The 24,733-nt window shown below is 47.2% G+C and carries 15 protein-coding genes; 3 read left to right on the top strand and 12 right to left on the bottom strand.

What is annotated here, in order from left to right; translation table 11 throughout:
• Positions 1-63: 63 nt before the first annotated feature.
• The 5 genes from BM607_RS10310 to BM607_RS10290 form a co-directional block, all read right to left on the bottom strand.
• Positions 64-1,533, bottom strand: coding sequence for an inorganic phosphate transporter (locus BM607_RS10310; protein ID WP_071938770.1), 1,470 nt, complete (start codon positions 1,531-1,533; stop codon positions 64-66).
• A 243-nt stretch (positions 1,534-1,776) separates the two neighbouring features.
• Positions 1,777-3,465, bottom strand: a complete 1,689-nt coding sequence (locus BM607_RS10305; protein WP_006083981.1) for a glucan biosynthesis protein D — start codon at positions 3,463-3,465, stop codon at positions 1,777-1,779.
• A 425-nt stretch (positions 3,466-3,890) separates the two neighbouring features.
• Entirely contained in the window at positions 3,891-4,325 is a 435-nt protein-coding gene (locus BM607_RS10300) for a PaaI family thioesterase (protein WP_012090074.1), read from the bottom strand.
• 184 nt (positions 4,326-4,509) lie between these two features.
• Entirely contained in the window at positions 4,510-6,675 is a 2,166-nt protein-coding gene (katG, locus tag BM607_RS10295; protein WP_071938487.1) for a catalase/peroxidase HPI, read from the bottom strand.
• 310 nt (positions 6,676-6,985) lie between these two features.
• Positions 6,986-8,458 carry a carbon starvation CstA family protein gene (locus BM607_RS10290; RefSeq protein WP_071938488.1) on the bottom strand — a complete coding sequence of 491 codons (1,473 nt, stop codon included), beginning with the start codon at positions 8,456-8,458 and terminating at the stop codon, positions 6,986-6,988.
• 925 nt (positions 8,459-9,383) lie between these two features.
• On the opposite strand from BM607_RS10290, the gene BM607_RS10285 reads away from it, so the two are divergent.
• Positions 9,384-9,824 (top strand): DUF2846 domain-containing protein, encoded by a 441-nt coding sequence (locus tag BM607_RS10285; RefSeq protein ID WP_071938489.1) that lies wholly within the window; start codon positions 9,384-9,386, stop codon positions 9,822-9,824.
• A 208-nt stretch (positions 9,825-10,032) separates the two neighbouring features.
• On the opposite strand, the gene lysS is transcribed toward BM607_RS10285, so the two are convergent.
• Complete coding sequence (lysS, locus tag BM607_RS10280) at positions 10,033-11,535, bottom strand: lysine--tRNA ligase (RefSeq protein WP_006080389.1); 1,503 nt, start codon at positions 11,533-11,535, stop codon at positions 10,033-10,035.
• Positions 11,536-11,563: 28 nt separating this feature from the next.
• A protein-coding gene (gene prfB / locus BM607_RS10275; RefSeq protein ID WP_006080387.1) for a peptide chain release factor 2 occupies positions 11,564-12,662 on the bottom strand; the annotation gives its coding sequence in 2 pieces (ribosomal slippage) (positions 11,564-12,586 and positions 12,588-12,662; 1,098 coding nt in all).
• A 539-nt stretch (positions 12,663-13,201) separates the two neighbouring features.
• Here prfB and fdhF point away from each other — a divergent pair.
• On the top strand, positions 13,202-17,479 hold the full coding sequence (gene fdhF / locus BM607_RS10270; RefSeq protein WP_071938490.1) for a formate dehydrogenase subunit alpha: 4,278 nt from the start codon (positions 13,202-13,204) through the stop codon (positions 17,477-17,479).
• Positions 17,480-17,647: 168 nt separating this feature from the next.
• Here the strand turns inward: fdhF and BM607_RS10265 are convergent, their stop codons facing one another.
• The 5 genes from BM607_RS10265 to ohrR all read right to left on the bottom strand — a co-directional run bounded on the left by BM607_RS10265 (position 17,648) and on the right by ohrR (position 23,871).
• Complete coding sequence (locus BM607_RS10265; RefSeq protein ID WP_071938491.1) at positions 17,648-19,312, bottom strand: methyl-accepting chemotaxis protein; 1,665 nt, start codon at positions 19,310-19,312, stop codon at positions 17,648-17,650.
• A 127-nt stretch (positions 19,313-19,439) separates the two neighbouring features.
• Positions 19,440-20,588 carry a chromate efflux transporter gene (gene chrA, locus BM607_RS10260; RefSeq protein ID WP_071938492.1) on the bottom strand — a complete coding sequence of 383 codons (1,149 nt, stop codon included), beginning with the start codon at positions 20,586-20,588 and terminating at the stop codon, positions 19,440-19,442.
• 200 nt (positions 20,589-20,788) lie between these two features.
• The gene (rlmC, locus tag BM607_RS10255) at positions 20,789-21,961 is read right to left on the bottom strand and encodes a 23S rRNA (uracil(747)-C(5))-methyltransferase RlmC (protein WP_071938493.1); all 1,173 of its coding nucleotides are present in this window, start codon (positions 21,959-21,961) and stop codon (positions 20,789-20,791) included.
• Between the two features lie 107 nt (positions 21,962-22,068).
• Entirely contained in the window at positions 22,069-23,244 is a 1,176-nt protein-coding gene (locus BM607_RS10250) for an FAD-dependent oxidoreductase (RefSeq protein ID WP_071938494.1), read from the bottom strand.
• A 129-nt stretch (positions 23,245-23,373) separates the two neighbouring features.
• A complete protein-coding gene (gene ohrR / locus BM607_RS10245; protein WP_006080381.1) occupies positions 23,374-23,871 on the bottom strand; it encodes a hydroperoxide resistance transcriptional regulator OhrR in 498 nt (165 codons plus the stop codon).
• A 138-nt stretch (positions 23,872-24,009) separates the two neighbouring features.
• On the opposite strand from ohrR, the gene BM607_RS10240 reads away from it, so the two are divergent.
• Positions 24,010-24,435 carry an organic hydroperoxide resistance protein gene (locus BM607_RS10240; RefSeq protein ID WP_012588452.1) on the top strand — a complete coding sequence of 142 codons (426 nt, stop codon included), beginning with the start codon at positions 24,010-24,012 and terminating at the stop codon, positions 24,433-24,435.
• Positions 24,436-24,733 lie beyond the last annotated feature (298 nt).

Here is a 24,733-nt window from a genome sequence, read left to right as displayed (position 1 = left end):
CTGAACCTAAACGCCAAGCGCTCAAGGCTTGGCTATGTGAGCATTCAGCTTGAGTATTCTTAGCTAACCCCAAAGTGCATTGGCAAGGATAAACACACACGCAGAGAGCAACATAGTGATAGGAAGCGTCAGCAGCCAAGCGAGCATGATTTGCTTGATTGTTTGGATCTGAAGCCCCGAACGATTAGCCACCATAGTGCCCGCAACGGCGGAAGATAAAATATGAGTCGTCGACACTGGCATGCCCGTCATACTGGCAATCCCAATCGATACGGCAGCGGTGACCTGTGCGGCAATGCCTTGGCTGTAGGTCATACTCGATGAACCAATTTTCTCCCCCACGGTATACACAATCCGTCGCCAGCCCACTAACGTGCCGCAACCCAGCGCAGTCGCAATGGCAATAATCACCCAAAGAGGCGCATATTCAGTGGTGCGGGTGAGATCCTTGCGCCATTTAGCCAATGAAGTCAGATCTTTAGCTGGGAGATCTAACTTCGCCACTTGGCGGGCAGTATCATCGATACACAAGAGTAATCGTCGCACCTCGCGCCGCTCTTGTACATCCATGTCTTTGTAAGTCGAGACTTTTGCCAAGCGGCGGTCAAGTAGCGACATCGCAGGTAATACATTTTCAGATGAGCAATGGGCCAGCATATATTCGGGGACGTTTGCTGAAGCGCTAAAGTCGATCACATCCACGATCACGGCTTGGTTACGATCGTAAATCGCCATAATGCGCCGATTGGCATCTTGAGTTCGTTCCAAATCATAGGGTTGACTGCCCATGTCCAAGGCAAAATACGCCGGAGCCATACAAATCAGCACTAGCATCACTAGACCTATACCCTTCTGGCCATCGTTCGAACCATGGGCAAAACTCACCCCCATAGCAGAGACAATTAAGCTCGCCCTTGCCCAAAATGGCGGGTGTTTTTTGCCATTAATCTGCATCTGCTCATCGGGAGTGCGGTGAATTTTATGTTTCTGCCAGACGTATTTCATGATGAGTAGAAAAATCCCTGCCATCACAAAGCCTAAGGTCGGCGAAATAATTAAGGACAACATGATCTGCGAGGCTTTAGAGACATTAATCCCCTGCAAGATAGGCTGATGATTCATCCAAGCGAACGCGCCACCCACGCCCATTATCGAGCCAATCAAGGTATGAGAACTCGATGCCGGAATACCGAAATACCAAGTGCCTAAGTTCCAGATAATTGCCGAAAACAGCAAAGAAAAGACCATCAATAAACCTTGGGTCGAATCCATGCCGAGCAAGGAATCTACGGGCAACAAATGCACTATCGCATAGGCCACACCTAAGCCACCTAATAGCACACCTGCAAAGTTAAAGAGCGCAGAGGTAACGACCGCAAGATTGGCTGGCATAGCCTTGGTATAAATAACCGTAGCCACCGCATTGGCCGTATCGTGGAAGCCATTAATGAATTCGTATGCCAATACAAACAGTATCGCAAGCACTAAACCCACAGACCAAGCAAAGCCTAACGTTGTGAACATTTCAAACATAAAATACTGACCCATGGCGAGAACGCCCACAGATTACGCCCAAGTTTGGCCTCTTTTACAGTGAAAAATTATTTAGATTGTCAAAAAGTGAATTAGTCCTCAATAACTCAGTAGCATGCTTGCAATTAACACTGGCTTGATTTTTTAGAGGCAAATAGCGGCATTCACCGCATCTTGTTCATCGCCAAAACAAAAACGCCAGCTAAGTTAGCTGGCGTTTTAGATTAATGACTCACTAATCGCTTATTGCAGATGACCCGCATTGTGCAATTCACGATCATCCTTAGCAGGCGGATTCCACTGATACATCCAAGTTTCAGACAATGGCTGGCCATCAACTTCTAAATAGACTCTCAGGTTAATCGGCTCAGTACCGTCTCCGGGTGGCACTACGTCAAACATAGCGCGGTAACCATTAATGGACGCTAGAGGACGGGCAGATTCAATTTCGACTTTGCCTTCAGATGCAGTGATCACAGCTTTTACTTGGGTGTCTTTGCCTATCATAGGCAAAGTGCCGCCCGCGAAATCCACCACAAAACGCTTACTGTAGTATTTGCGTTTCTGGCCAACTACGCCGCCAATCCCGGTGAAGGTATCAACAACGCGAGCACGGGGTGATTGAACCGGTGGAATGCCGCCCCAATACATGTTGTAGCTATACAACAGCTCTTGACCCGGAACAATCGGCTCAGCAGGATTCCAGAATGCAACTATGTTATCGAAGGTTTCATCCAGTGTTGGGATTTCAACTAACTGCACCGAACCTTTGCCCCAACTGCTGGTTGGTTCAATCCACAGACTTGGGCGTTTATCGTAAAACACGCCGTCATCCTGATAGTGATCGAAGTTACGGTCACGTTGCAGTAAACCAAAACCTTTTGGATTTTCATCGCTATAGGCGTTGAATCGCAGGTTTTCTGGGTTACCTAGCGGACGCCAAATCCATTCACCATTTCCCGTGTGCATGGCTAAGCCATCGGTATCATGGATTTCTGGACGCCAGTCGTAACCGGTGCGGCGATCGTTCTCACCCACCATAAACATACTGGTCAGTGGCGCTACGCCTAAACGTTCAATCGCTTTACGTGGATAAACAGCCACATCCACTTTCATTTTTAAACGCTCACCCGGCTCGATATCAAAACGGTAAGCACCTGTCACACTCGGTGAGTCTAACAAGGCATACACAGTCGTGATATTCGATCCTGGCTTAGGTTTTTCTAACCAGAAGTCGGTGAACATTGGAAACTCTTCAGGTTTTGGCAGCGCAGTATCCACCGCTAAACCACGAGCCGACAGGCCGTATTGCATCTCATGACCCACAGCGCGGAAATAACTGGCGCCAAGGAAAGCGACAACGTCACGTTCCCAATCGGTATTGAACTGCATACGGAAACCCGCAAAGCCAAGATCCTTAGGCAACTGACTGCCTTTCACCTTTGACTTGCCGTAATCGAACATAGAAGGCGAATAGTCGATTAACTTAGCCTTGCCTTCATTCAATTCATAAATGTGAATTGGCGTGTCGAAATACAGCCCTAGGTGGAACAGCTCGGCACGAAACTCCGAGTCCTGATCGCGCCACAGTGCGGCTTTTTTCTTAAAGTGGAATTGTTGGTAATCATCCCAGCTCATGCCCTGAAGGCTTTTAGGCAATTCGCCTTTATGGCTTTCATAGGGTTGTGCAGCCATAGTACGGGCATAGCCCTTAAGCCAAGCGTAACTGAACTCTTCACCTTCTTGTGGTGACGCCTGCTTACCCGCCGCACACGCCGAAAGACTCAGCAATACGCTACAGGTTAACAATACGCTGCCAACCATGCGCTGCAAACGGCCGCGACGAGAGGAGGATTGGGCTTCAATCGAAGGTACTGTCACCATCGATTGTTGGTAAACGTTTCTTTGTTCGGGAAATAAATTGGGTTGCATAAGCAGACTCTGAATTGGTGTAACTTCCTGACACTTCCCTGCAAATCTAACCAAATTGCAGTGATGGCCCTGTGGAGAACTGTTGATGACAGAGGTAACAATACAGCGATCAGCAACAATTCGCCAGAATCTAGCATACTTTCTGTCGAATGGAATATCGCATGCTAGCTATTTTCAATCTTGAAGCCTATTTATGAAAATATGATGAAAAAATTCCGTTATTTACTGAATTAACATCTATATAAATCCTTACAGCTAACAAGGCAATTGTCGATTTGATTGCAGATGCTAGCGCTCAGATTCGGCATGAGTTAACTCATCAATCCATGGCTTAAACTCGAAGAGGCCGTATCGCCGCAGCACGCGATGGAAAAGCCAAGGCAAAGTGCAGCACAGATAAGATTGCATAAGCGCATTGAATCGGTTTACGGCCTTAAAATCATGCAAGTCGCCGTGGCGGTAGCCAGTAATTTTCCATCCTGCGTTTTTAGCGTGCCTTCCGAAATCCCTAAGGACTTAGACAGATTAATCACTCTGCCCTCGGCCACTAGCACTTGATGCTTAGGCACAGGTCGAATCATTTTAATATTCAAATCGATAGTGCCGTAACCCACACCCGCTTCGAGCAAAGTGTGCACAGCGCAGCCAGTAACAGAATCCAGTACAGTGGCAGCGAAACCACCATGAACGCCGCCCAGCGGATTCAGATGCTTATCATCGGCTGTCGCATGAAACAGCACTGAACCTTCTTCGGCTTGAACCAAGGACATAGGCATAGTCTGGGTGATCGAAGGTGCGGGCAATTCGCCCTTTGCCATTGCCTGTAAAATAGCTAAACCCGACATTTGCTGAATGTTCATATTCCTACCCTAAATTGATAAACACCATTACAGACTAATAAAAATGACCGCTTAACCACGGAGGGTTAGGCGATCATTTGACTGAAAATCCACTTAAGCGCTAAGCCAACCTTCAACACTACAAGGCTTAAATTGGATCCATTAACGACTAAAATAAGACTAACAATATCAGTTAAAGCTAAGCTCAGCGGAGATCAAACCTGTCTAAGTTCATCACCTTAGTCCAAGCCGCGATAAAGTCATCGATAAATCGCAGCTGCGCATCGCTGCTCGCGTACACTTCTGCAAGCGCACGCAGCTGCGAGTTAGAACCAAAGATCAAATCAACCCGCGACGCCGTCCATTTGGGCTGGCCGCTAACGCGATCCACGCCCTCAAACCTATCTTCCGCTTTTGAGGTGGGTTTCCACGTCGTGCCCATATCCAGCAAGTTAACGAAAAAGTCGTTGGTCAAAAACTCAGGACGCGCTGTCAATACACCCGTCTTAGATTGATCAGCGTTAGTATCTAACACCCGCAACCCACCGATGAGTACCGTCATTTCCGGTGCAGTTAAGGTCAGTAATTGTGCCCTATCGACCAATAACTCCTCCGCAGATACCGAAAATTGAGTGGGATGATAATTTCTAAAGCCATCGGCGACCGGTTCCAGCACCGCAAAAGATTCCACATCCGTTTGCGCTTGCGTGGCATCCATACGACCCGGCGTAAATGGAATCGTCACTTCAACCCCCGCATTTCTGGCTGCTTGGTCAATACCGACACAACCTGCCAGCACAATCAAATCAGCAAGGGAGATTTTTTTACCGCTTTTGTTGAACTCAGACTGAATACTCTCAAGTACTTTCAGCACCTTAGCAAGCTGTTCAGGCTGGTTCACTGGCCAATCTTTTTGCGGCGCGAGACGAATTCGCGCACCGTTCGCACCACCGCGCATATCAGAACCGCGGTAGGTCGAAGCAGAGGCCCAAGCGGTTGATACAACTTCTGAAATCGTTAATCCAGAGCCAATAATCTTAAGTTTAAGATCCGTGACATCCTGCTCATTAACCAAGGGATGATCAACCGCTGGAATGGGATCTTGCCAAAGAAACGCTTCTGCTGGTACTTCAGGACCCAAATAGCGTGTGCATGGCCCCATATCCCTGTGCGTCAACTTGTACCAAGCCTTTGCAAAAATCTCGGCAAACTCATCGGGATTTTCAAAGAGTCGACGCGATATTTTCTCGTAATCAGGATCGAAGATCAGTGCAAGGTCAGTGGTTAACATGGCCGGCACATGGCGTTTTGAAGCGTCGTGCGCATCGGGAATCACCCCTTTACCCGCGCCATTTTTAGGTATCCACTGATGCGCGCCAGCTGGGCTCTTAGTCAGTTCCCATTCATAACCGAATAGATTTTCAAAGAAATTATTACTCCACTGGGTGGGAGTTGAGGTCCAAGTCACTTCAAGACCGCTGGAAATAGCATCGCCACCTTTACCGCTTTTGTAGCTACTCTTCCAGCCTAGCCCTTGCTGCTCAATACTAGCGGCTTCAGGCTCAGGCCCGACTAATGCAGCATCACCAGCCCCATGGGTTTTACCGAAAGTATGGCCACCGGCAATCAGCGCCACGGTTTCTTCATCATTCATCGCCATACGGGCAAAGGTTTCGCGGATATCAACGGCGGCAGCGAAGGGATCGGGATCACCATTGGGTCCTTCTGGGTTGACGTAAATCAGCCCCATTTGCACTGCGGCGAGGGGATCTTCAAGATCCCGTTCACCAGAATAACGCTTATCGTCTAACCACTTATCTTCGGCTCCCCAGTAGATATCGGCTTCGGGTTCCCAAATATCCACCCGCCCACCGGCAAAACCTAAGGTTTTGAATCCCATAGATTCCAGCGCGACATTGCCCGTGAGGATTATCAAATCGGCCCAAGAGATTTTATTGCCATATTTTTGCTTTATCGGCCAGATAAGCCTGCGGGCTTTATCGAGGCTGACGTTGTCAGGCCAGCTATTTAACGGCGCGAAACGTTGATTACCACTGCCCGCTCCGCCGCGCCCATCACCAGTGCGATAGGTGCCAGCGCTGTGCCAAGCCATACGGATAAATAGTGGTCCATAGTGGCCAAAGTCCGCTGGCCACCAGTCCTGTGAATCAGTCATTAATGCGAGGAGGTCTTGCTTTACCGCGGCCAAATCGAGGGATTTAAAGGCTTCAGCATAATTGAAGTCATCACCCATAGGATTCGACAAGGAAGAGTGCTGGTGCAGAATATCGAGCCGCAGCTGTTTAGGCCACCAATCTCGATTCGTGGTGCCACCAGCAGAATGATGCATAGGACATTTGTTCTCAGACATAACGTGCTCTCCTTCTGTTCGCAAAAAATATTCAAGTAAATAAAAACTAAATGACTTTTGCTGCATGTTTGTACTGCATAACGTTCTCTATCACCGACTAATCGTTTCAATAGAGAAACAAAAACCAGTCTAACGACCTTACCTTACCTCTAGATGAAACGCGATGAATCATCCCATTAAATAATGTTCAGCAAACATTCCCCTTTATAAATTAAGATATTAAAGGATAGTCAAGTTACTGCAGATCATAAAAAACAAGGGCTGCAAAATGCAGCCCTTGTGTCTATCGGGTCCAACTAAGCGTAACGGACTATTTCACGTCTGCCACAGGTTTACGTCGGTTGTGCGCAATGATCAGCGCAATTAAACAGATAACCCCGACTGCGATACCCACAGGCTGGCTCAAAGGTTGTGGTAAACCCAGACCAATACCCGCAGTCATAATGTAAGAAACCGTGACACAGGTGCCGCCAATGGCTGGCAGGCTGACAATCCAATGGAAGGTCCCGCGGTCGAACAAATACTTAGTCGCTAACCACAATACACTGGTTGATAGCAGCATATTTGAGAAGGCAAAGTAGCGCCAAATCAAGGAGAAATCGATCTTCGTCATAAAGTACGCAATCGTGAGGATAGGTACCGCGACAAGTAAACGATTACGCATACTTTGCGGGATATGGAAGGCGTCGATAATCGTCAGTCGCAGCGAACGGAACGCGGTATCACCAGAGGTGATCGGGAAGATAGCCACGGCCACAATCGCCATAATGCCGCCCACCACACCGAGATAAGTCGTCGCCACTTGGTTAACCACTAAACCTGGGCCACCTTGGTCGAGCAGACTCTTAAGCTCAACATAACCACCAGGGAAAGCCGCAATACCGGCCGTTGCCCATACACAAGCAACAATACCTTCAGCAACCATAGCGCCATAGTACACGGGACGCACATACTTCTCGTTGGTCAAACAACGGGCCATGATAGGCGCTTGGGTCGAGTGAAAACCACTGATAGCACCACAGGTAATAGTCACAAACAACAGTGGCCATACTGGTAAACCGTCTGGATTTGGCTCAAGTAACTCATTGTTGTAATGGCTGTGATCAAAATAAGCAAACACATCGCCCATTTCAGGTAACTGCGGCGCATTGAGCATCAGGGCAACTGCGATAGAAACCGTCATCACTATCATCAACAAACCAAATGCGGGATACAGTTTAGTGATGATTTTATCAATCGGCAGCATAGTCGCCAAAAAGTAATAGGCTAAAATCACTAACACCCAGAAGGTGTTATTGCCAAAGATGGTATCTTTGAAATAATCGAGATTACTCAGCAAACCTGCTGGGCTCATGATAAAGACCACGCCCACAAAAAATAGCAGCATGGCGGTAAACAGCAACATTACGCCTTTAAAGTAGATATTAAAGTAGTGGCCAGCGATCTCAGGCAAACTCTTACCGTCTTCTTTAATGCTGAGCACGCCAGAAAAATAATCGTGCACCGCACCGCCAATAATGTTCCCCAACACAATCCACACTAAGGCAATGGGACCGTACAAGGCACCGAGGATCGGACCAAATATCGGTCCCACACCTGCGACATTGAGGAATTGGATCAGAAACGCTTTAGCCGGATGAACCGGAACATAATCGACGCCATCTTCGAATCTCGCCTGCGGCGTCTTGGCTTTAGGATCTATACCCGCTTGACGTTCCACAAAGGGGCTATAGAACTTGTACGCAAGCACTAAGAGTGCGATACAAATAAAGAAAATTAACATTATTTAATTATCCATACTTTAGTAGGAGGTGATTTAATGGAGAGTTTCATTGAGTTAGCTACTGAGGTCAAGCAACACCCTATTAGACTAATGTCGGGTTGATTATCTGAAACAGCCACAGGAGTGGGTATAGCTGAATAAATGCGTTTAAAAAAGTTCAATTATGTCAGTACCTCCAGACTAAAATCGAGCTTAGCTGCACCATGATTATTTGAACGCTATAAATTATAAAAACCTAATATAACAAGACAGCGCTCATTACGTTAGCCTTTGGCCAATTTTCCCTTAAAACCGAGTATTTACCCCATTAGTGATTAAATGTTCACACAGAAATTGCATTAATTTTATTACGTGATCTAAAAATAACCCCTGCTAATTCATATCAACTACTTTCAACTCCAGAAAGCCTAATTTAGCTAAAAACAATCACAAGATACTCGTCGTTTATTACCACATTATTTATCTAGCCGATTCAATCAATAAATAATACATATAACAGAACTAAAGACTACAAAATAGATAATTAGTAGATTTAAAAATGGAATCATTAAAAACAGTAACAAAAATAATTATAACTGCCTTTTAAAATTTAAAAATAAATGCTTAGCGATTCAGTAAAACTTCAGTTATATTTATAAAAATTAATGAGAAGATTCAATGCCGTCTCTGAGCTTACATCATTAAAGCTGATTCCTAGGCTGCTGGGTTAAGTTTACTCTTATATCTGGGTGATAACATTCATTACGTGAATAGTTGTAAAACAAGTTCTGATACAACAGCTTTCTTCATCATTTATAAAATATCCCAAAGGAGAAAAAACAGTTAAAAATTCATTTAATAAAAAAATACCACTAGATTTTTATACCTCTATTAAAAAAACGTGCTTCACCATTTGAAAAACAAAACATTAATTTAAGGACAAATCATGTTTAAAAAAATTCTAACTCCTATACTAGCTGTTTGCCTTTTGCTATCAGGTTGTGCCACTGTGCCAATGGCTTCGAAAGAGGAAGATACAAGACTAAAAACATTCCAAAAACCTGCTGAAAATAAAACGGGAATTTATATATACCGCAACAGTTTTGTTGGTCAGGCTCTAAAGAAAAGCATCTACATTAATGGTGAGATGATTGGCGAGTCAGCAAACAAAGTATACTTCTATAAGGAAGTTGAACCTGGCGAACAAACACTTTCTACCGAGTCAGAATTCAGTGAAAATGATTTAAAACTATCCACTGAAGGTGGAAAAAACTACTTCATCGAACAATATATAAAAATGGGTGTTTTTGTAGGCGGTGCCGGATTGAAGTCGGTAACTGACGGTGAAGGCATGAAAAATATTAAAGAATGTAAGCTTGCCAAATAATTTATAATCGATGTGTACTTGTATAACAAACAAGTGTCAGATTAATTAGTTGGCAACAACATCTCCTGTGCAGTTAAATATTTGATGATTACTACACCTTTGCTGCTCTAAAAAACAAAAAACCAGCCAAATGGCTGGTTTTTTTATGGGCATTTTATCGTCGTGATGCTCAGGTCATACTTAAATCAATCACTGCAAACTTAACCTATTACGCCTGTGGGCGCATCGCTGGGAACAGGATCACGTCACGGATAGTATGAGTGTTAGTGAACAACATCACTAAACGGTCGATACCAATACCTTGACCTGCCGTTGGTGGCAAACCGTGCTCTAGTGCAGTGATATAGTCTGCATCGTAGAACATAGCTTCATCGTCGCCAGCATCTTTCGCGTCAACCTGCGCTTTAAAGCGGTTGTCTTGATCTTCAGCATCGTTGAGCTCGCTAAAGCCGTTAGCCACTTCGCGGCCACCGATGAAGAATTCGAAACGGTCAGTGATGAAATGGTTGTCATCGTTACGACGTGCCAGTGGTGAAATGTCTGCTGGATAACCAGTGATGAACGTCGGTTGCATCAATTGCCATTCAGCAGTTTCACCGAAGATTTCTTCAAGTAGCTGACCACAAGTCCAGAACTTTTCAATCTTCATGCCTAAGCTTTTCGCTAGATCGCGCATGAATTCAACATCTTTCACTTGCTCATAGGTCATAGCTTGGATAGTCGCGTTATCAGGATTGTACTTCTGAATCGCTTCTAACATGCTTAAACGTGCGTATGGGCCACCGAAATCGACTGTGTGCTCGCCGTATGGCATTTGCGCACTGCCAAGCAGTTCGATAGCAATCGAGCTGAGCATTTCTTCGGTTAAGTCCATCAGATCTTTGTAGTCTGCATAAGCCATATAGAATTCCATCATAGTGAATTCTGGGTTATGACGTGGCGACAGACCTTCGTTACGGAAGTTACGGTTGATTTCGAACACACGCTCAAAACCACCAACCACTAAACGCTTCAGATATAATTCTGGCGCGATACGCAGGTACATTGGCATGTCTAAGGCGTTGTGATGAGTGATGAAAGGACGGGCCGAAGCACCACCTGGGATCACGTGCATCATAGGGGTTTCAACTTCCATGAACTCTTTTTTGATCATGAAGTTACGAATTGCAGAAACCACTTTAGAACGCATGATGAAGGCATTGCGCGAATCTTCGTTAACGATCAGATCTACGTAACGTTGACGGTAGCGCATTTCTTGATCGGCGAGACCATAATAGTCCGCAGGCAATGGACGCAGCGCCTTGGTCAGCAACTCGTACTGTTCCATGTTGACGTATAAGTCGCCTTTGCCAGACAAATGCAGCTGACCGGTTACACCTATGATGTCACCGATATCCAGACCTTGAAAACGCTCTTTCAAATCAGCTTGTACGCTTTTTTCAGCATAGGCTTGAATACGGCCAGACACGTCTTGGATCACTAAGAAAGGACCACGTTTTGCCATGATGCGGCCAGCAATGCTGGTCTTAAAACCTAAGGCTTCGAGTTCTTCTTTAGTATTTTGACCATACTGTGCTTGCAGTTCAGCCGCTTTATGGGTGCGACGGAAGGTATTTGGATGCGCATTAGCACTACAGTTTGGGCGGATGCTTTCTAGCTTGGCACGGCGCTCGGCGATCAGTTTGTTCTCATCAATTACTTGTTCAGTCATCTTATTTCTCGTCTATACCTTGAATTAATTACAGCCCAGATTTCAAACTGGCTTCGATAAACTTATCCAGATCGCCATCGAGTACCGCTTGAGTGCTACGGTTTTCAACGCCTGTGCGTAAGTCTTTAATGCGGGCATCGTCTAATACATAAGAGCGAATTTGACTGCCCCAGCCGATATCAGACTTAGCGTCTTCTGCGGCCTGTTTGTCGGCATTTTGCTTGAGCATTTCTAACTCAAACAGTTTTGCTTTCAGCTGCTTCATCGCAGCGTCTTTGTTCTTGTGCTGTGAACGGTCGTTCTGACACTGCACGACTGTGTTAGTCGGTAAGTGGGTAATACGAATCGCCGATTCTGTTTTGTTAACGTGCTGACCACCCGCGCCCGAAGCGCGGTAAGTGTCGATACGCAGATCCGATGGGTTGATATCGATTGTGATATCGTCGTCGATTTCTGGATAAACGAACACAGAGCAGAATGACGTATGACGACGACCCGATGAGTCGAATGGCGACTTACGCACTAAGCGGTGCACGCCCGTTTCGGTACGTAACCAACCGAACGCATATTCGCCAGTGAACTTAATGGTCGCGCCTTTAATACCGGCCACGTCACCATCGGTCACTTCCATCAACTCTGGGCTAAAACCATGGGCTTCGCCCCAACGCAGGTACATACGCAGCACCATGTTGGCCCAATCTTGGGCTTCGGTACCACCACTGCCAGACTGAATGTCTAAATAACAGTTTGACGCATCTTGCGGGCCGGAGAACATACGGCGGAATTCGAGATCGGCAAGGCGGCTTTCGAGATAATCCAGCTCTTTACTGGTTTCGTTGAACGTGTCTTCGTCTTCCTCTTCAATAGCCAGCTCGAGTAAGCCTTCAACATCTTCAAGACCTGAGTCCATATCGTCTATGGTTTTGACCACAGCTTCTAGGCTGGCGCGCTCTTTGCCTAAGGCTTGGGCGCGCTCTGGGTCATTCCACACTTCTGAACTTTCAAGCTCACGGGTAACTTCTTCTAGACGCTCATTTTTGGCATCGTAGTCAAAGATACCCCCTAAGAAGCTGCGTGCGCTCGGCAAGCTCCTTAATTTTGAATTTTACTGGATTAACTTCAAACATGAATTTTCAACTTTCTTTATTTGGCCGCTTTAATTGATCTTCCACTAAAAGAGGCGATGATTAACAGTATTTGCAACCGCGCATTTTAACCTAACCAGGCTGGTAAACCTAGGGGGGCACTGTTCATTAAATGGGATAACAAGGATTATTTTCCGGCCTAAAAGACCACATTGCCACAACCGAGACTAACAAAAAGCGCTGACTTAAGACTGTGATCTTACTTAAATTTAGCCAAGCTAAGTGATTCAGTAGGCCAAACGCGCTCCAAAGTACCACTTACCTGCCAAGAAAACATTCGTAATATCAATGAAATTACCACTAAAAAGCCCAAATACCACCAACCTAATCACGGCTCAATTCGAACAAACATTCATCAGCGCACAGTCTGCACTAGGTTTGTGATTCAAGCTGCAATTCTGCTGCAAACTTCCCTCGCTCATAAGCGTCTTCTAAAGCTGTCTAGGTATACTCGAGACAACCTAAGCCTGCAGCCCCGCGCTATAGCAGCTAAGCACCCTACATATAAAAAAGGCCATGGGATGATAGAACTTCGAATTGATGACCAAGTGTTGTCGGTTAACCCGACCGATAACCTACTGCAAGTGGCACATGCCGCGGGCATTGCCATACCCAGCTTATGTGATCCCAGCGCGGCCTCGCAGCAATTAGGCACTCATGCACACACTCACGCACAAGCAGACAAGCAAGCCTGCAATTTGTGTGTCGTCCAAATTGAAAATGCCGATGCCAGTTTGCGCTGCGTACGCGCCTGCGAAACGCCTATCGCAGCGGGCATGCGGGTGATAACTCAGTCCGAATGGTTAAGTCAACAGCGCAAACAAGCACTGACAGCGATCTTGAGCGATCACTTCGCCGATTGTGAAGCCCCCTGCCAACAGGCATGCCCTGCGGGCGTCGATGTGCAGAGTTACCTGTATCACATCGCCCAAGGCAACCATACCGAAGCCGTTAAAGTCATTAAACAAACCTTGCCACTGCCGCTATCTATTGGCCGAGTTTGCCCCGCTTTTTGTGAGGCACAATGTCGCCGCGGACTGGTCGATGAGCCCATCGCCATTCGTCAACTCAAACGCCACGCCGCCGATCTCGATCTCGCCGATGGCGAAAAGGGCGGCACGAGTTATGTGCCGCCACGCCAAGCCGACACGGGCAAAAAAGTCGCGATTATTGGGGCGGGCCCAGCAGGATTAAGTGCAGGATATTACTTATCAAACCAAGGCCATAGCGTTGAGATATTCGAAGCTATGCCACAGGCTGGTGGCTGGCTGCGCTATGGCATTCCTGAATATCGTTTACCTAAGGCGATACTCGATAAAGAAATCGAACTCTTGTGCCATAACGGCTTAACCATACACACAGAAATGCGCCTCGGCCATGAGGTGCATTTAAATCAATTAGTTGAAGATTTCGATGCCGTCTGTCTTGCGATCGGCGCCCAAAAAGCCGTGCCTATGGATTACCCCGGCAGCACGCTCAAAGGTTGTTACTTAGGCGTTGATTATTTAAAAGATCATTGTCTCGAAAAGACACTTGTTTTAGGTAAAAAAGTCGCCGTCATTGGTGGCGGCAATACGGCTATCGATTGCGCCCGCACTGCGGTACGTGAAGGCTGCGATGTCACCTTAATTTACCGTCGCACCCGCGCAGAAATGCCCGCCGAAGCTTACGAAGTACACGAGGCCGAAGTCGAAGGGGTGAAATTTCATTTCTTAACCAACCCAATTGAAAACCATAGCGATACGCAAGGCAGAGTCCACGCCGTCACCTTTGCCAAAATGGCGCTCGGCGAAGCCGATACCTCTGGCAGACGCGCTCCCGTTGATACCGGTGAAACCTTTACTCAGGATTTTGATACTGTGATAGCCGCAGTATCGCAAACTCCCGACATGAGTTTTATGCAAGATCCCGCGAGTCCTTTAAGCCAAGGCACACTTGCCCTTAGCCGCTGGAATACCTTCATTGGCTGCGAGCACACTATGTCATCCGGGGTTGAAAAACTCTTTGTGGTGGGGGATGCGCGCCGTGGTCCTGCCACCGCAGTTGCCGCCATAGGTGATGGCCATAAAGCCGCCATCGCCATAGATAAATTACTCAAACAAGGTCTAAGTTGCGAGCTGCATGCCGATGCATTTAATTCCGCTAAAGCCATCAGCAAAGCGGTGACACAAAACTTGCCCGCAACCGATCTTTATCCCGCCGTACCGCGTAAAGCCCGTTTAACCATGCCCGAACTCAGTGCGGTGCAGCGTTTACTCAATTACGGCGAAGTCGAGCTGGGCTTTGCCCCCGATGCCGCCATGCAAGAAGCGGCGCGCTGCCTTGAATGCGCCTGCCAAGCCAATACGGATTGTAAGTTAAGGGACTATGCGACCGACTACCATGTCGAGCCTAAGTCACTCAACACTCAAAGCGCGCGTAAGTTTTCGGTCGATAAATCGAGTCCTTTCATTCAATTTGATGCAAATCGCTGTATTAGCTGCGGTAAGTGCGTTGATGTGTGCCAGCTACAAAGTGGCCATTGTGCGATTCAATTTGCCCATGATTCCTATCAAGCACTGCCGCAGGACATTAGCGAAACCATCGAACGCCGCGCACCGAGAGTCGGCTTTAGCGCCAGCATGGCCGATAGCAAATGTGTGCAATGCGGTAACTGTGTGCAGGTTTGCCCAACAGGCGCACTCGTCGATGCGCGGGATAAACGCCAAGGCGATGAAAAGCCACTCAAAACCGCCTCAACGATTTGTACCTATTGCGGTGTTGGCTGTCGGCTCGACCTTAAAATCAATGCCAGCACGAATCAGATCCGACATATCGAAGGCAATAAAGAGTCTGTGGTTAACCAAGGCATGCTCTGTGTCAAAGGGCGATTTGGTTTCGATTTTATTCACAGTGAAAAACGCCTCACCACGCCACTCATTCGTAAAAATGGCCAGCTCACGCCAAGTAGTTGGCCTGAAGCCATCGCCTATGTGGCCGAACATTTACAGCAAATAAAACAGCAACATGGCAGCAATGCACTGGCAAGCTTGGCCTCGGCAAAAGCCACCAATGAAGAAAACTTCCTCCTGCAAAAATTTGTCAGAAGCATACTCGGCACCAACAACATCGACCACTGCGCCCGTCTGTGTCATTCATCTACGGTAACAGGCCTGCAGCAGAGTATTGGTAGTGGCGCTATGACCAATGACATTCCGAGCATTCAAGCATCGGATGTGATTTTTATCATAGGCTCAGACACCAGCAGTGCTCACCCGATCATCGCCTCGAAAATCAAACAAGCCGTGGCTTTGCATGGTGCGAGACTAATAGTGGCCGATCCTAAACGTGTCGCCATTGCCGACAGTGCACAGCTTTATGTCGCCCACAGACCCGGCACTGACGTTATGCTACTCAATGCGATTATGGCGGAAATCATCCGCAACAACTGGCAGGATAAAAGCTACATTGCCGCACGCACCGAAGGCGTGAATGCCCTCTACGCTGAACTCGCAAAAGCAGATTACAGTTTAAAAAACGCGGCCTTGATAACTGGCGTTAAAGCCGAAGATATCGCCTGCATCGCCCGCACCATAGGCACGGCCGACAAAACCGCAGTCTACTATGCCATGGGGATCACTCAGCACACGACGGGACACGACAATGTCACCGCCATATCCAATCTACAACTTCTATGCGGCAATATTGGGGTTGAGGGTGCGGGGATTAACCCACTGCGGGGGCAAAGTAATGTGCAAGGTGCCTGCGACATGGGCGCACTGCCTAACTTCTTTAGTGGTTACCAAAAAGTCACCGACATTCATGCCAGAATGCGTTTCGAGGCACACTGGCAAACGCCGTTATCGGGGGAGATTGGCGTAACCGCAACCCACATGATGCATGATATTTCCAAAGGAACCATTAAAGCTTTGTATGTGATGGGCGAAAACCCCGTATTGAGCGATCCTGACCAAGCCCATGTGCTTAGGGCCCTTAACGCTATCGACTTTTTAGTGGTGCAGGACATCTTCCTCACCGAAACCGCCGAGCTTGCCGATGTGGTTCTGCCCGCCGCCGCGTTTGTCGAAAAATGCGGTCATTTCACCAATACAGAACGGCGAGTGCAGCGACTCGAACAGGCCCTGTTACCGCCAGGCGAAGCCCTGCCCGATTGGCAAATTGTCCAAGCCATTGCCAATGCGATGGGCGCCGCTTGGGATTACCCCAATGAAGAAGCGATTTGGCAGGAAATCAATGAGCTAACACCACAATATCGTGGTATTACTTGGCAGCGATTAAGCACTGGAGATGACGGCAAAATTCCCCAAGGCATTCAATGGCCTTGTCCAGATGCAATCCATCCGGGAACGCCTATCATGCACCAAAATCAATTCACCCGCGGCTTAGGTAAGTTCACGCCTGTGAGTTATCGCTTACCCGCAGAAATGCCCTGCAGTGAGTACCCGCTCACCCTCTCAACCGGACGTTTACTGGAACAGTTCCACACAGGCACCTTAACCCGTAAAACAGCGGGGCTCGACTTACTCGGCTCGCCTAAAGTAATGATTTCAGTCTATGACGCTGAGCAACTCGGGATAGGCAATGGCGATAAAATCAAACTCACTACCCGTCGCGGCGAAATTGAAATCGACGCCTTTGTGACGAAAAGAGCGCAAGCTGGCGTGCTATTCCTGCCCTTCCATTTTGTTGAGGCTGCTGCGAATAAACTCACCATCAATGCGCTCGACCCTGTGGCTTTTATCCCAGAATATAAGGTCTGCTCTGTGAGGGTAGAACGGGTTGCCGAGAAGATTGATTAAGGCGAATGGGCTAACGTACATTGACTAGAGTGAATTGACTTACTTGAATTGTCTAAAGTGAATTAGCTTGGATGAATTCACCCAGCTGAATTAACGCTTAAAAAATAAACGAGCCAAATAAAAACGGGAGACCTTAAGTCTCCCGTTTTTTTATTTAGATTGATGTAATTAAATCCTAAACTGCCCCACTAATTTACCTAAGTTAATGCCTTCCTCTGATACCGTCAGACTCACTCTGGCCGCATCTTCACTGGAGTGCAGTAGCTCATTCACAATCTCTTGGATGGCATACACGTTGCGGTTAATTTCTTCAGTTACTGAGCTTTGCTCTGTCGCCGCGGCCGCGATTTGGGTACTCATATCGTTAATCGCAGTCACAGCCGAAGTCACTGAACCCAGACTGTCGGAAATCGTGCGAGAAGAATCCACCGAACGCACGCAGCTTTGTTGACTCTCTTCCATCGCTTTCACGGCTTGGGTCACTAGCTTATGTAATGCCGATAACATCTCATTGATTTCTAAAGTACTCGCTTGAGTGCGGCTGGCTAAGTTACGTACCTCATCGGCGACCACAGCAAAACCTCGGCCCTGTTCACCGGCACGGGCCGCTTCGATGGCGGCGTTTAATGCCAATAGGTTGGTCTGCTCGGCAATACCACCAATCACTGACAGTACGCTGTTGATTTTCTGAGATTGCTCGCTGAGTGATTTGATACTGCCCGCCGCATTATTGATTTGCGACATTAAAGACGCAATTTCTTCCAGCGAAGCATCAACACAGCGCTGGGCATTGGCCACATCACCCGTTGCTGCGTGGGTGGCCTCAGCCACTTGAGTAGTGTTTTTAGCCACTTCGCTAGCGGTGGATGACATCTCAGTAATCGCCGTCACCACCTGATCGGTTTCATTGTTATGACTGACTAACTGACTCGACATGACTTTAGTTTGCGCATGAATCGCATTGGCTGCGGTTTTCACTTTAGCGGTCGCGGTCGCCACATCGCCGATAATATTTTGTAGCTTATCGACAAAGAGGTTAAATGAACGTCCAAGTTGAGCAATTTCGTCCTCCCCTTTTACGGCGAGTCGTTTGGTTAAATCCCCTTCACCCTTAGCGATATCATTCAAGTTATCGGCCATATTCTTGATTGGCACAACCATACGGTGGGCGGCGATCATGATGATAAAGCCGGTAATACCCGTAAGGAACAGTGCTATCAGTAAAATGGCGAAGGATTTATCTGCCATTTGTTCTGTCACTGTGGCGCGGTATTCCTCAACAACGGCATCGATATCATCAATATAGGCGCCCGTACCTAACATCCAGTCTGTACCCGGGATCATCATGGCGTAGCTGATCTTCTCAATCTGCTCATTGGTATTAGGTTTTTGATAGTAGTAGGAGAAACTACCATCGCCACGTTTAGCGGCGTCGAGCAGGCCGACGATAATTTTAGTGCCGCGGGGATCTGTCATATCCATCTTGTTTTGCCCTTCTAAACTAGGGATTAGGGCATGAAAGATATTTTTACCTTGAGAGTCATACATGAAAAAGTAACCTGCGCTACCAAAACGTATGTCTCTGAGTGCTTGATTCACATTGCCTTGCTCTTTTAGTGATAATTGATAATTCACTATGCCTGCGGCAATTTCGGTGGCTTCTTTAATTTGTTGTTTACGCTCACCGACGAGCTTAGTTTTAAAAGTGACTACTTCAGCGGCAAGTGCATCTTGTTCGACATAATAGGAAACCGACATCAATATGAGTAATGCGAGGATCAAAGGGAACAGCGATAGCAATAGTAATTTATTGCGTAAACTCAACTTAGACATGCTTGAATGCTCCAAAGGAATACAACTTGTATCTTTGGAGTATAGCTAACATTGTTATTTTTCTATGCGCTTAAAGTAACAAAATCTTAATCTTGCTCAAGAAACCTGCAATTAATCGCCCCTCAGTTCACAGCAGATTTAGCAAGATCCCACACAAGCTAAAGCCTAAAACCAGCACCAGCATGGGTGGTTTAAATAACTTTAATGCACCAAAACCGAGCAATACCAAGGCCATATCCTTGCCCGAGAATACCGCCTGAGAAAAAACCGGTTGATAAAACGCGGCCGCGAGTAAGCCAACAACGCAGGCATTGACGCCAGCAATCGCACCAGCAATTTTCGGTCTTGCCGCAATCGCATGCCAACTCTTCAGGCCCACCAGCATAAGGAGAAATCCGGGTAAAAAAATGGCAGCAGTCGCGATGCAAGCCCCCATGAAAGGTTTATCTAGCATGACTTCGGCGCCTAAAAAGGTCGCGAATGTGAACATAGGCCCAGGCACAGCTTGGGCAAAGGCATAACCCGTCAGAAAACGATCGCCGCCCATGGTATCGCCCACTGCTGTTTCTAGCAGAGGTAGCACCACATGACCGCCACCAAACACTAAACTCCCTACGCGGTAAAACTCACTGAAGATCCAAGCCTCAGGTCCGAAATCCACCATAAAAAAACTGCCGATGAGCAGCACGAAAAAGAGCAGTAAATAGAGATAATTCAAGCGAATCGGTGCAAGCGGCGCAGTGTCATCTTGCGTCGCACTCAATTTATAAATACCGATAGCCGCAGCGCCGAGTAACAGGAGGATTTGCGTCCACATAAATGGCGCAATCAAAATCGCCGCAGCGCTGACTAGCATTAACAAACGGGCGGATTTGCGTTGGCAGAATTGTTTAAACATGGCAAGAACGGCATCGGCAACCACAACGACGGCCATCAATTTAAGCACATAAATCATTCCTTGAACATAATGATTAGCGAGCCACGCCGACGTTGTTACCGCCAGTAAGTACATCAAAATAAAGGAAGGTAGCGTAAAACCAGCAAAGGCAGCAAGCGCCCCCACCAGTCCACCTCTTTGATAACCAATGGCAAAGCCCACTTGGCTCGACCCTGGCCCCGGCATAAATTGGCTTAAGGCGACGAGACTGGCGTAACGCTTATCATCGAGCCAACCGAGTTCATTAACAAAGGTCTGGCGAAAATAACCAATGTGCGCCGCAGGTCCGCCAAAACTCATCAAGCCTAAGGTAAAAAAGCGTAGGAAAATCTGTAGCATAAATCGCCGCCATTCAATGCATAAAGTGCTGAAGATTATGCCACTAAAAAGACATTTTGATGAAGTTTCACGCGAGCAACGCAGATAAAAGCATAACAAGGGCCCCACACAGCAGAGCCCTTAAGATAGTTTGAGCGGATTTCAAGAATCATAAAGCGAGTGAGTACAGATGCTTAGAGATACATTGATGAGCTAAAAGATTAATCCTTCACCAACATAACCAAAACTTCGAAGTGATCCGTATGGGGAAACAAATCAAATAGCTGCACCTTGGTTAAGTGATAACCTTGAATATGCTCGAGATCTTTTGCTAAGGTTTTGGGGTTGCAGCTGGAATAAAGAATCGCCTTAGGCGCAAACTCGCTTAATGACTGGCATAAAGCCTCGCCAATGCCACGCCTTGGCGGATTAACAATGATCAAATCCGGCTTATCGGCAGCACTTTTGCCCTTGGCAAAGTCGGTGGAATCGAGCGCCATAAATTGCACGTTGTCTAGCCCCATCATTTGCGCTGACATTTGCGCGCAGGCAATCGCCTTGGCTTCAATCTCAATCCCTGTGAGTGTAATGTCTTTGGATGCGCAGTGCAGTCCGAAACCACCCACACCACAAAACAGATCCCATAACGAGCGAGGAGAAAACTCGGCGACCCACTCACGGGCGGTTTGATATAACTGAGCCGCAACCTGCGGATTGGTCTGGAAAAAGCTCTTGGGCCGAATGAACAAAGGCACATGATTAAAACGTTCTTCGAGACGGGTATTCTCAGTTAAGAAAATCTCCTCATCGCCCTCAAGGATTGCCATATGAACTGGTTGGATATTGACTGACACGACTTTTATCTGCGGATATTCGGCCAATAATGCAGGTAATTCGCGTTCGATACGTTCAATGCCATTTTGTGATCGCAGCACAAAACGCAGTAGATACTCCCCGCGTACTTGGCTGCGGGTCAGCAGAATAAACTTAAGCTCACCCTTGGCTTTATCAACCCGATAGGGAGGAAGCCCCGCCTGCTGCACAAAGCGGGTTAAACGGTGTAGCAAGGCTTGCATATCAGCTGGATATAACAGGCAGTCGCAAAGATCTACCGCCTCACCACTTGGGCTTACAATCCCCAACACGGGTTCATGGGCGGCGCCGAGTACTACCATTTTGGCTTTATTACGAAAGCCGCTGTCATCGCCAGTAATGGGAGGCAGAAAAAGTTCTGCCGAATTTGCGGGAATAAAAGGCGCGAGTAATTGCTGTAACGTTTGGGTTTTAACCGCCACTTGCTGCACTAGAGGCTGCTGAATATGCCGGCAAGAAAGGCACTGACCTTGATTAAAATAACCACATTGCTTAACGGCATTCACAATAGCAGCACTCACGACAGATCCTAGATTCAGTAAAAAAGCGCCACACTGTAGCGGTTTTACGGGTAAAAATCATCTCGAAACACACTCAACCAGTACCAAGGACGCAATTTTAGGTTTATTCAAGACAAGCTGAGTTTATCAACATCGGCAATCGCCTCGCGCTTACCTAGGGCCTTTTCAATCCATTCAAGTACTTCTGCCGAGGTGCTGCGAAAAGTCGTTAACTTACCGCCGTATAAACTGAGGATGCGCGGATGGGAAATTGATGTTTTCATCAAAGTATCCCGCGGCCGCTCAAAGGCTTGGCTATTTTGCTTAGGTAAAACCCGAATGCCGCAGAAGGTCTGGGTTATCTTTGTCTTAAGCTCATCAATCTCCGGGGTTAGCGGGAAGTAATGTTTATAAATACCAAGCAGATAATTAATTTCAGACTCAGTTGCTTGGGGTAGTTTATCCAAAGACGCCAGTTCCGTTTCTGTGGTGCCAACCAAGGTTTGCCCATACCAAGGCATCACAAATATGACCCGCTTATCGAAGCAAGACTCTAAATACAAGATGCCATCGGGCGCAGGAATATCCAGTAGCACATGGGCGCCTTGCACCCAATCGAGTTCAACACCCGCAAGTGGAGGCAAGACTTTGCTTAAAACCGCATTCACCCAAGGGCCTGCAGCATTGATCACTAGACTCGCTTCGGCTTTATGGATTTCGCCCCTGTGGCTAAAACTCAGCTCACAAGTTTCGCGCCTATGTTCCAGCTCAAGAAATTCAGCCTCGGCATAGACTTCGGCGCCCAATGCCTGCGCGCTGCGCGCCACCGCTTGAGTTAACAACTTATCGTCGGTCTGCGCATCCCAATACTGAAACACCGCCTTTAATCCTTTGAGTTTCAAACCTTTAAAACGATGCCAATGCACGGCAGGCACAGACACAAATTGACCCAAGGGATCAAACTCACTCAGCAGCGCATACATGCTTAAGCCCGCGCGAATAGTCCAGGGACTGCGCTGACTGTTGTCATACACTGGAATATAAAAAGGCACAGCTTTAACCAGAGTGGGCGCAAGATTGAGTAAATGGCGCCGTTCAAGCAAGGACTTACGGACTAAATTGATTTGCCCGGTTTCTAAATAGCGCAAGCCGCCATGGATAAGCTTGCTGGAATTAGCCGAGGTTTGGCCGCCAATTTCGCCCCTTTCAATCAGCAAGGTGGAATAGCCCGCCGCTGCCGCATATTGGGCAATGCCGACACCGCTGATCCCACCGCCAATAATGGCTATATCGAAACTGGCCATAACTCACTCTCGCTAACGTTCCATAGACGACCGACCTACTGAGCCTCATTCAATCAAGCTCAGTCGAACAGCTAATAAGCGTTAATATGTCAATAAGTTAGTCTTAAATCAAATCTCGACGATAAGAGTTTAATCAATACTGGCATGTAATTGTTTAAGTGCTTGATCGCACATGGCCTTTAAGGCTTTTAACTCGCTCGCCTCGCCGCCGACTTTGCAACGCATTAAATGGGGGATTTCACTTGCCTGCGTTTTGAGGGCAATTCCTGCGGCCGTTAAGGCGAGCACTCTCACACGCTCATCTTGTTCGCTGCGACCGCGAGTCACTAATCCCTTGGATTCTAACCGCTTTAGCAATGGCGTTAACGTGCCTGAATCGAGGAAGAGTTTATCCCCTAAGGTTTTGACACTAATGCCCTGCTCTTCCCATAACACTAGCATGACCAAGTATTGCGGATAGGTTAGATCCAATTTATCTAACAAAGGGCGATAGGCTCGCACCATAGCATTCGCGGCGCTGTAAAGTGAGAAGCACACTTGGTTTTCAAGGCATAAGGCATTATCTGCACTGGTATTTTCGGCCATATCGACAGGATTAACACGGGTGTTGGGTTGAGTTGTTGCCATAGGAAGATCCGACAAATTAAATATATTGTGCACAATATACTTGCATTCACACCAAAGATCGAATTATAGTTTATCGCAATTGAATTGCGCACAATTAAAATCAATTTACTTAATCCTTAATCTAAGAAGGTCAATATTATGAAAACACTTTATGAAACACGTGCCACAGCAAAAGCGGGTCGTCAGGGTCAAGTTAGCACTGATGATGGTTTACTGGATGTGGCGTTAGCCTATCCAAAAGCCATGGGCGGTAGCGGACTTGCCACTAACCCAGAACAACTGTTTGCCGCAGGTTATGCTGCCTGTTTCTCAAACGCCGTTTTGCATGTTGCTAAAATCGGCAAAGTGGATATTACCGAAGCGCCAGTCAGTGCGGTTGTTGGCATAGGTGCCAATGATGCCGGCGGTTTTGCATTAGCGGTTGCTTTAGAAGTCACCTTAGATTTACCACAAGAAGCCGCTGAAGCATTAGTGCGTCACGCGCATCAAGTTTGTCCATACTCGAACGCTACACGTAATAATATCGACGTGAAACTGAGCGTAAATGGCGTAGCCTTAGGTTAACCCCATCATCGAGCCAGCAATAAAGCACCTTATATTTTGTAGGGTGCTTTATCTTTATTAATCAATAACGATTCTGGCAGAGTCAATACGACTCAGGTTGTAAAAGCCTATATGAAAGCCGCTGTCTAAGTCGGTGTGAAAGCGGCTAACCGCAGATCAGCCTGAGAGTGCCAAACCTAATAATAGTAACCCAAGTTCGAAGACCAGAATGTGGCCCGCTAAAGTGTGATGAGCCAAAGTGAGCAGCACACTATTTCTACCCTAATTCTGCCCTAAATTTCTTTCTGCCCTAGAATTT

It is taken from the genome of Shewanella sp. SACH, from assembly GCF_001887095.2.
Taxonomy (GTDB): domain Bacteria; phylum Pseudomonadota; class Gammaproteobacteria; order Enterobacterales; family Shewanellaceae; genus Shewanella; species Shewanella baltica.
This window is presented reverse-complemented; position numbering and strand designations above follow the sequence as displayed.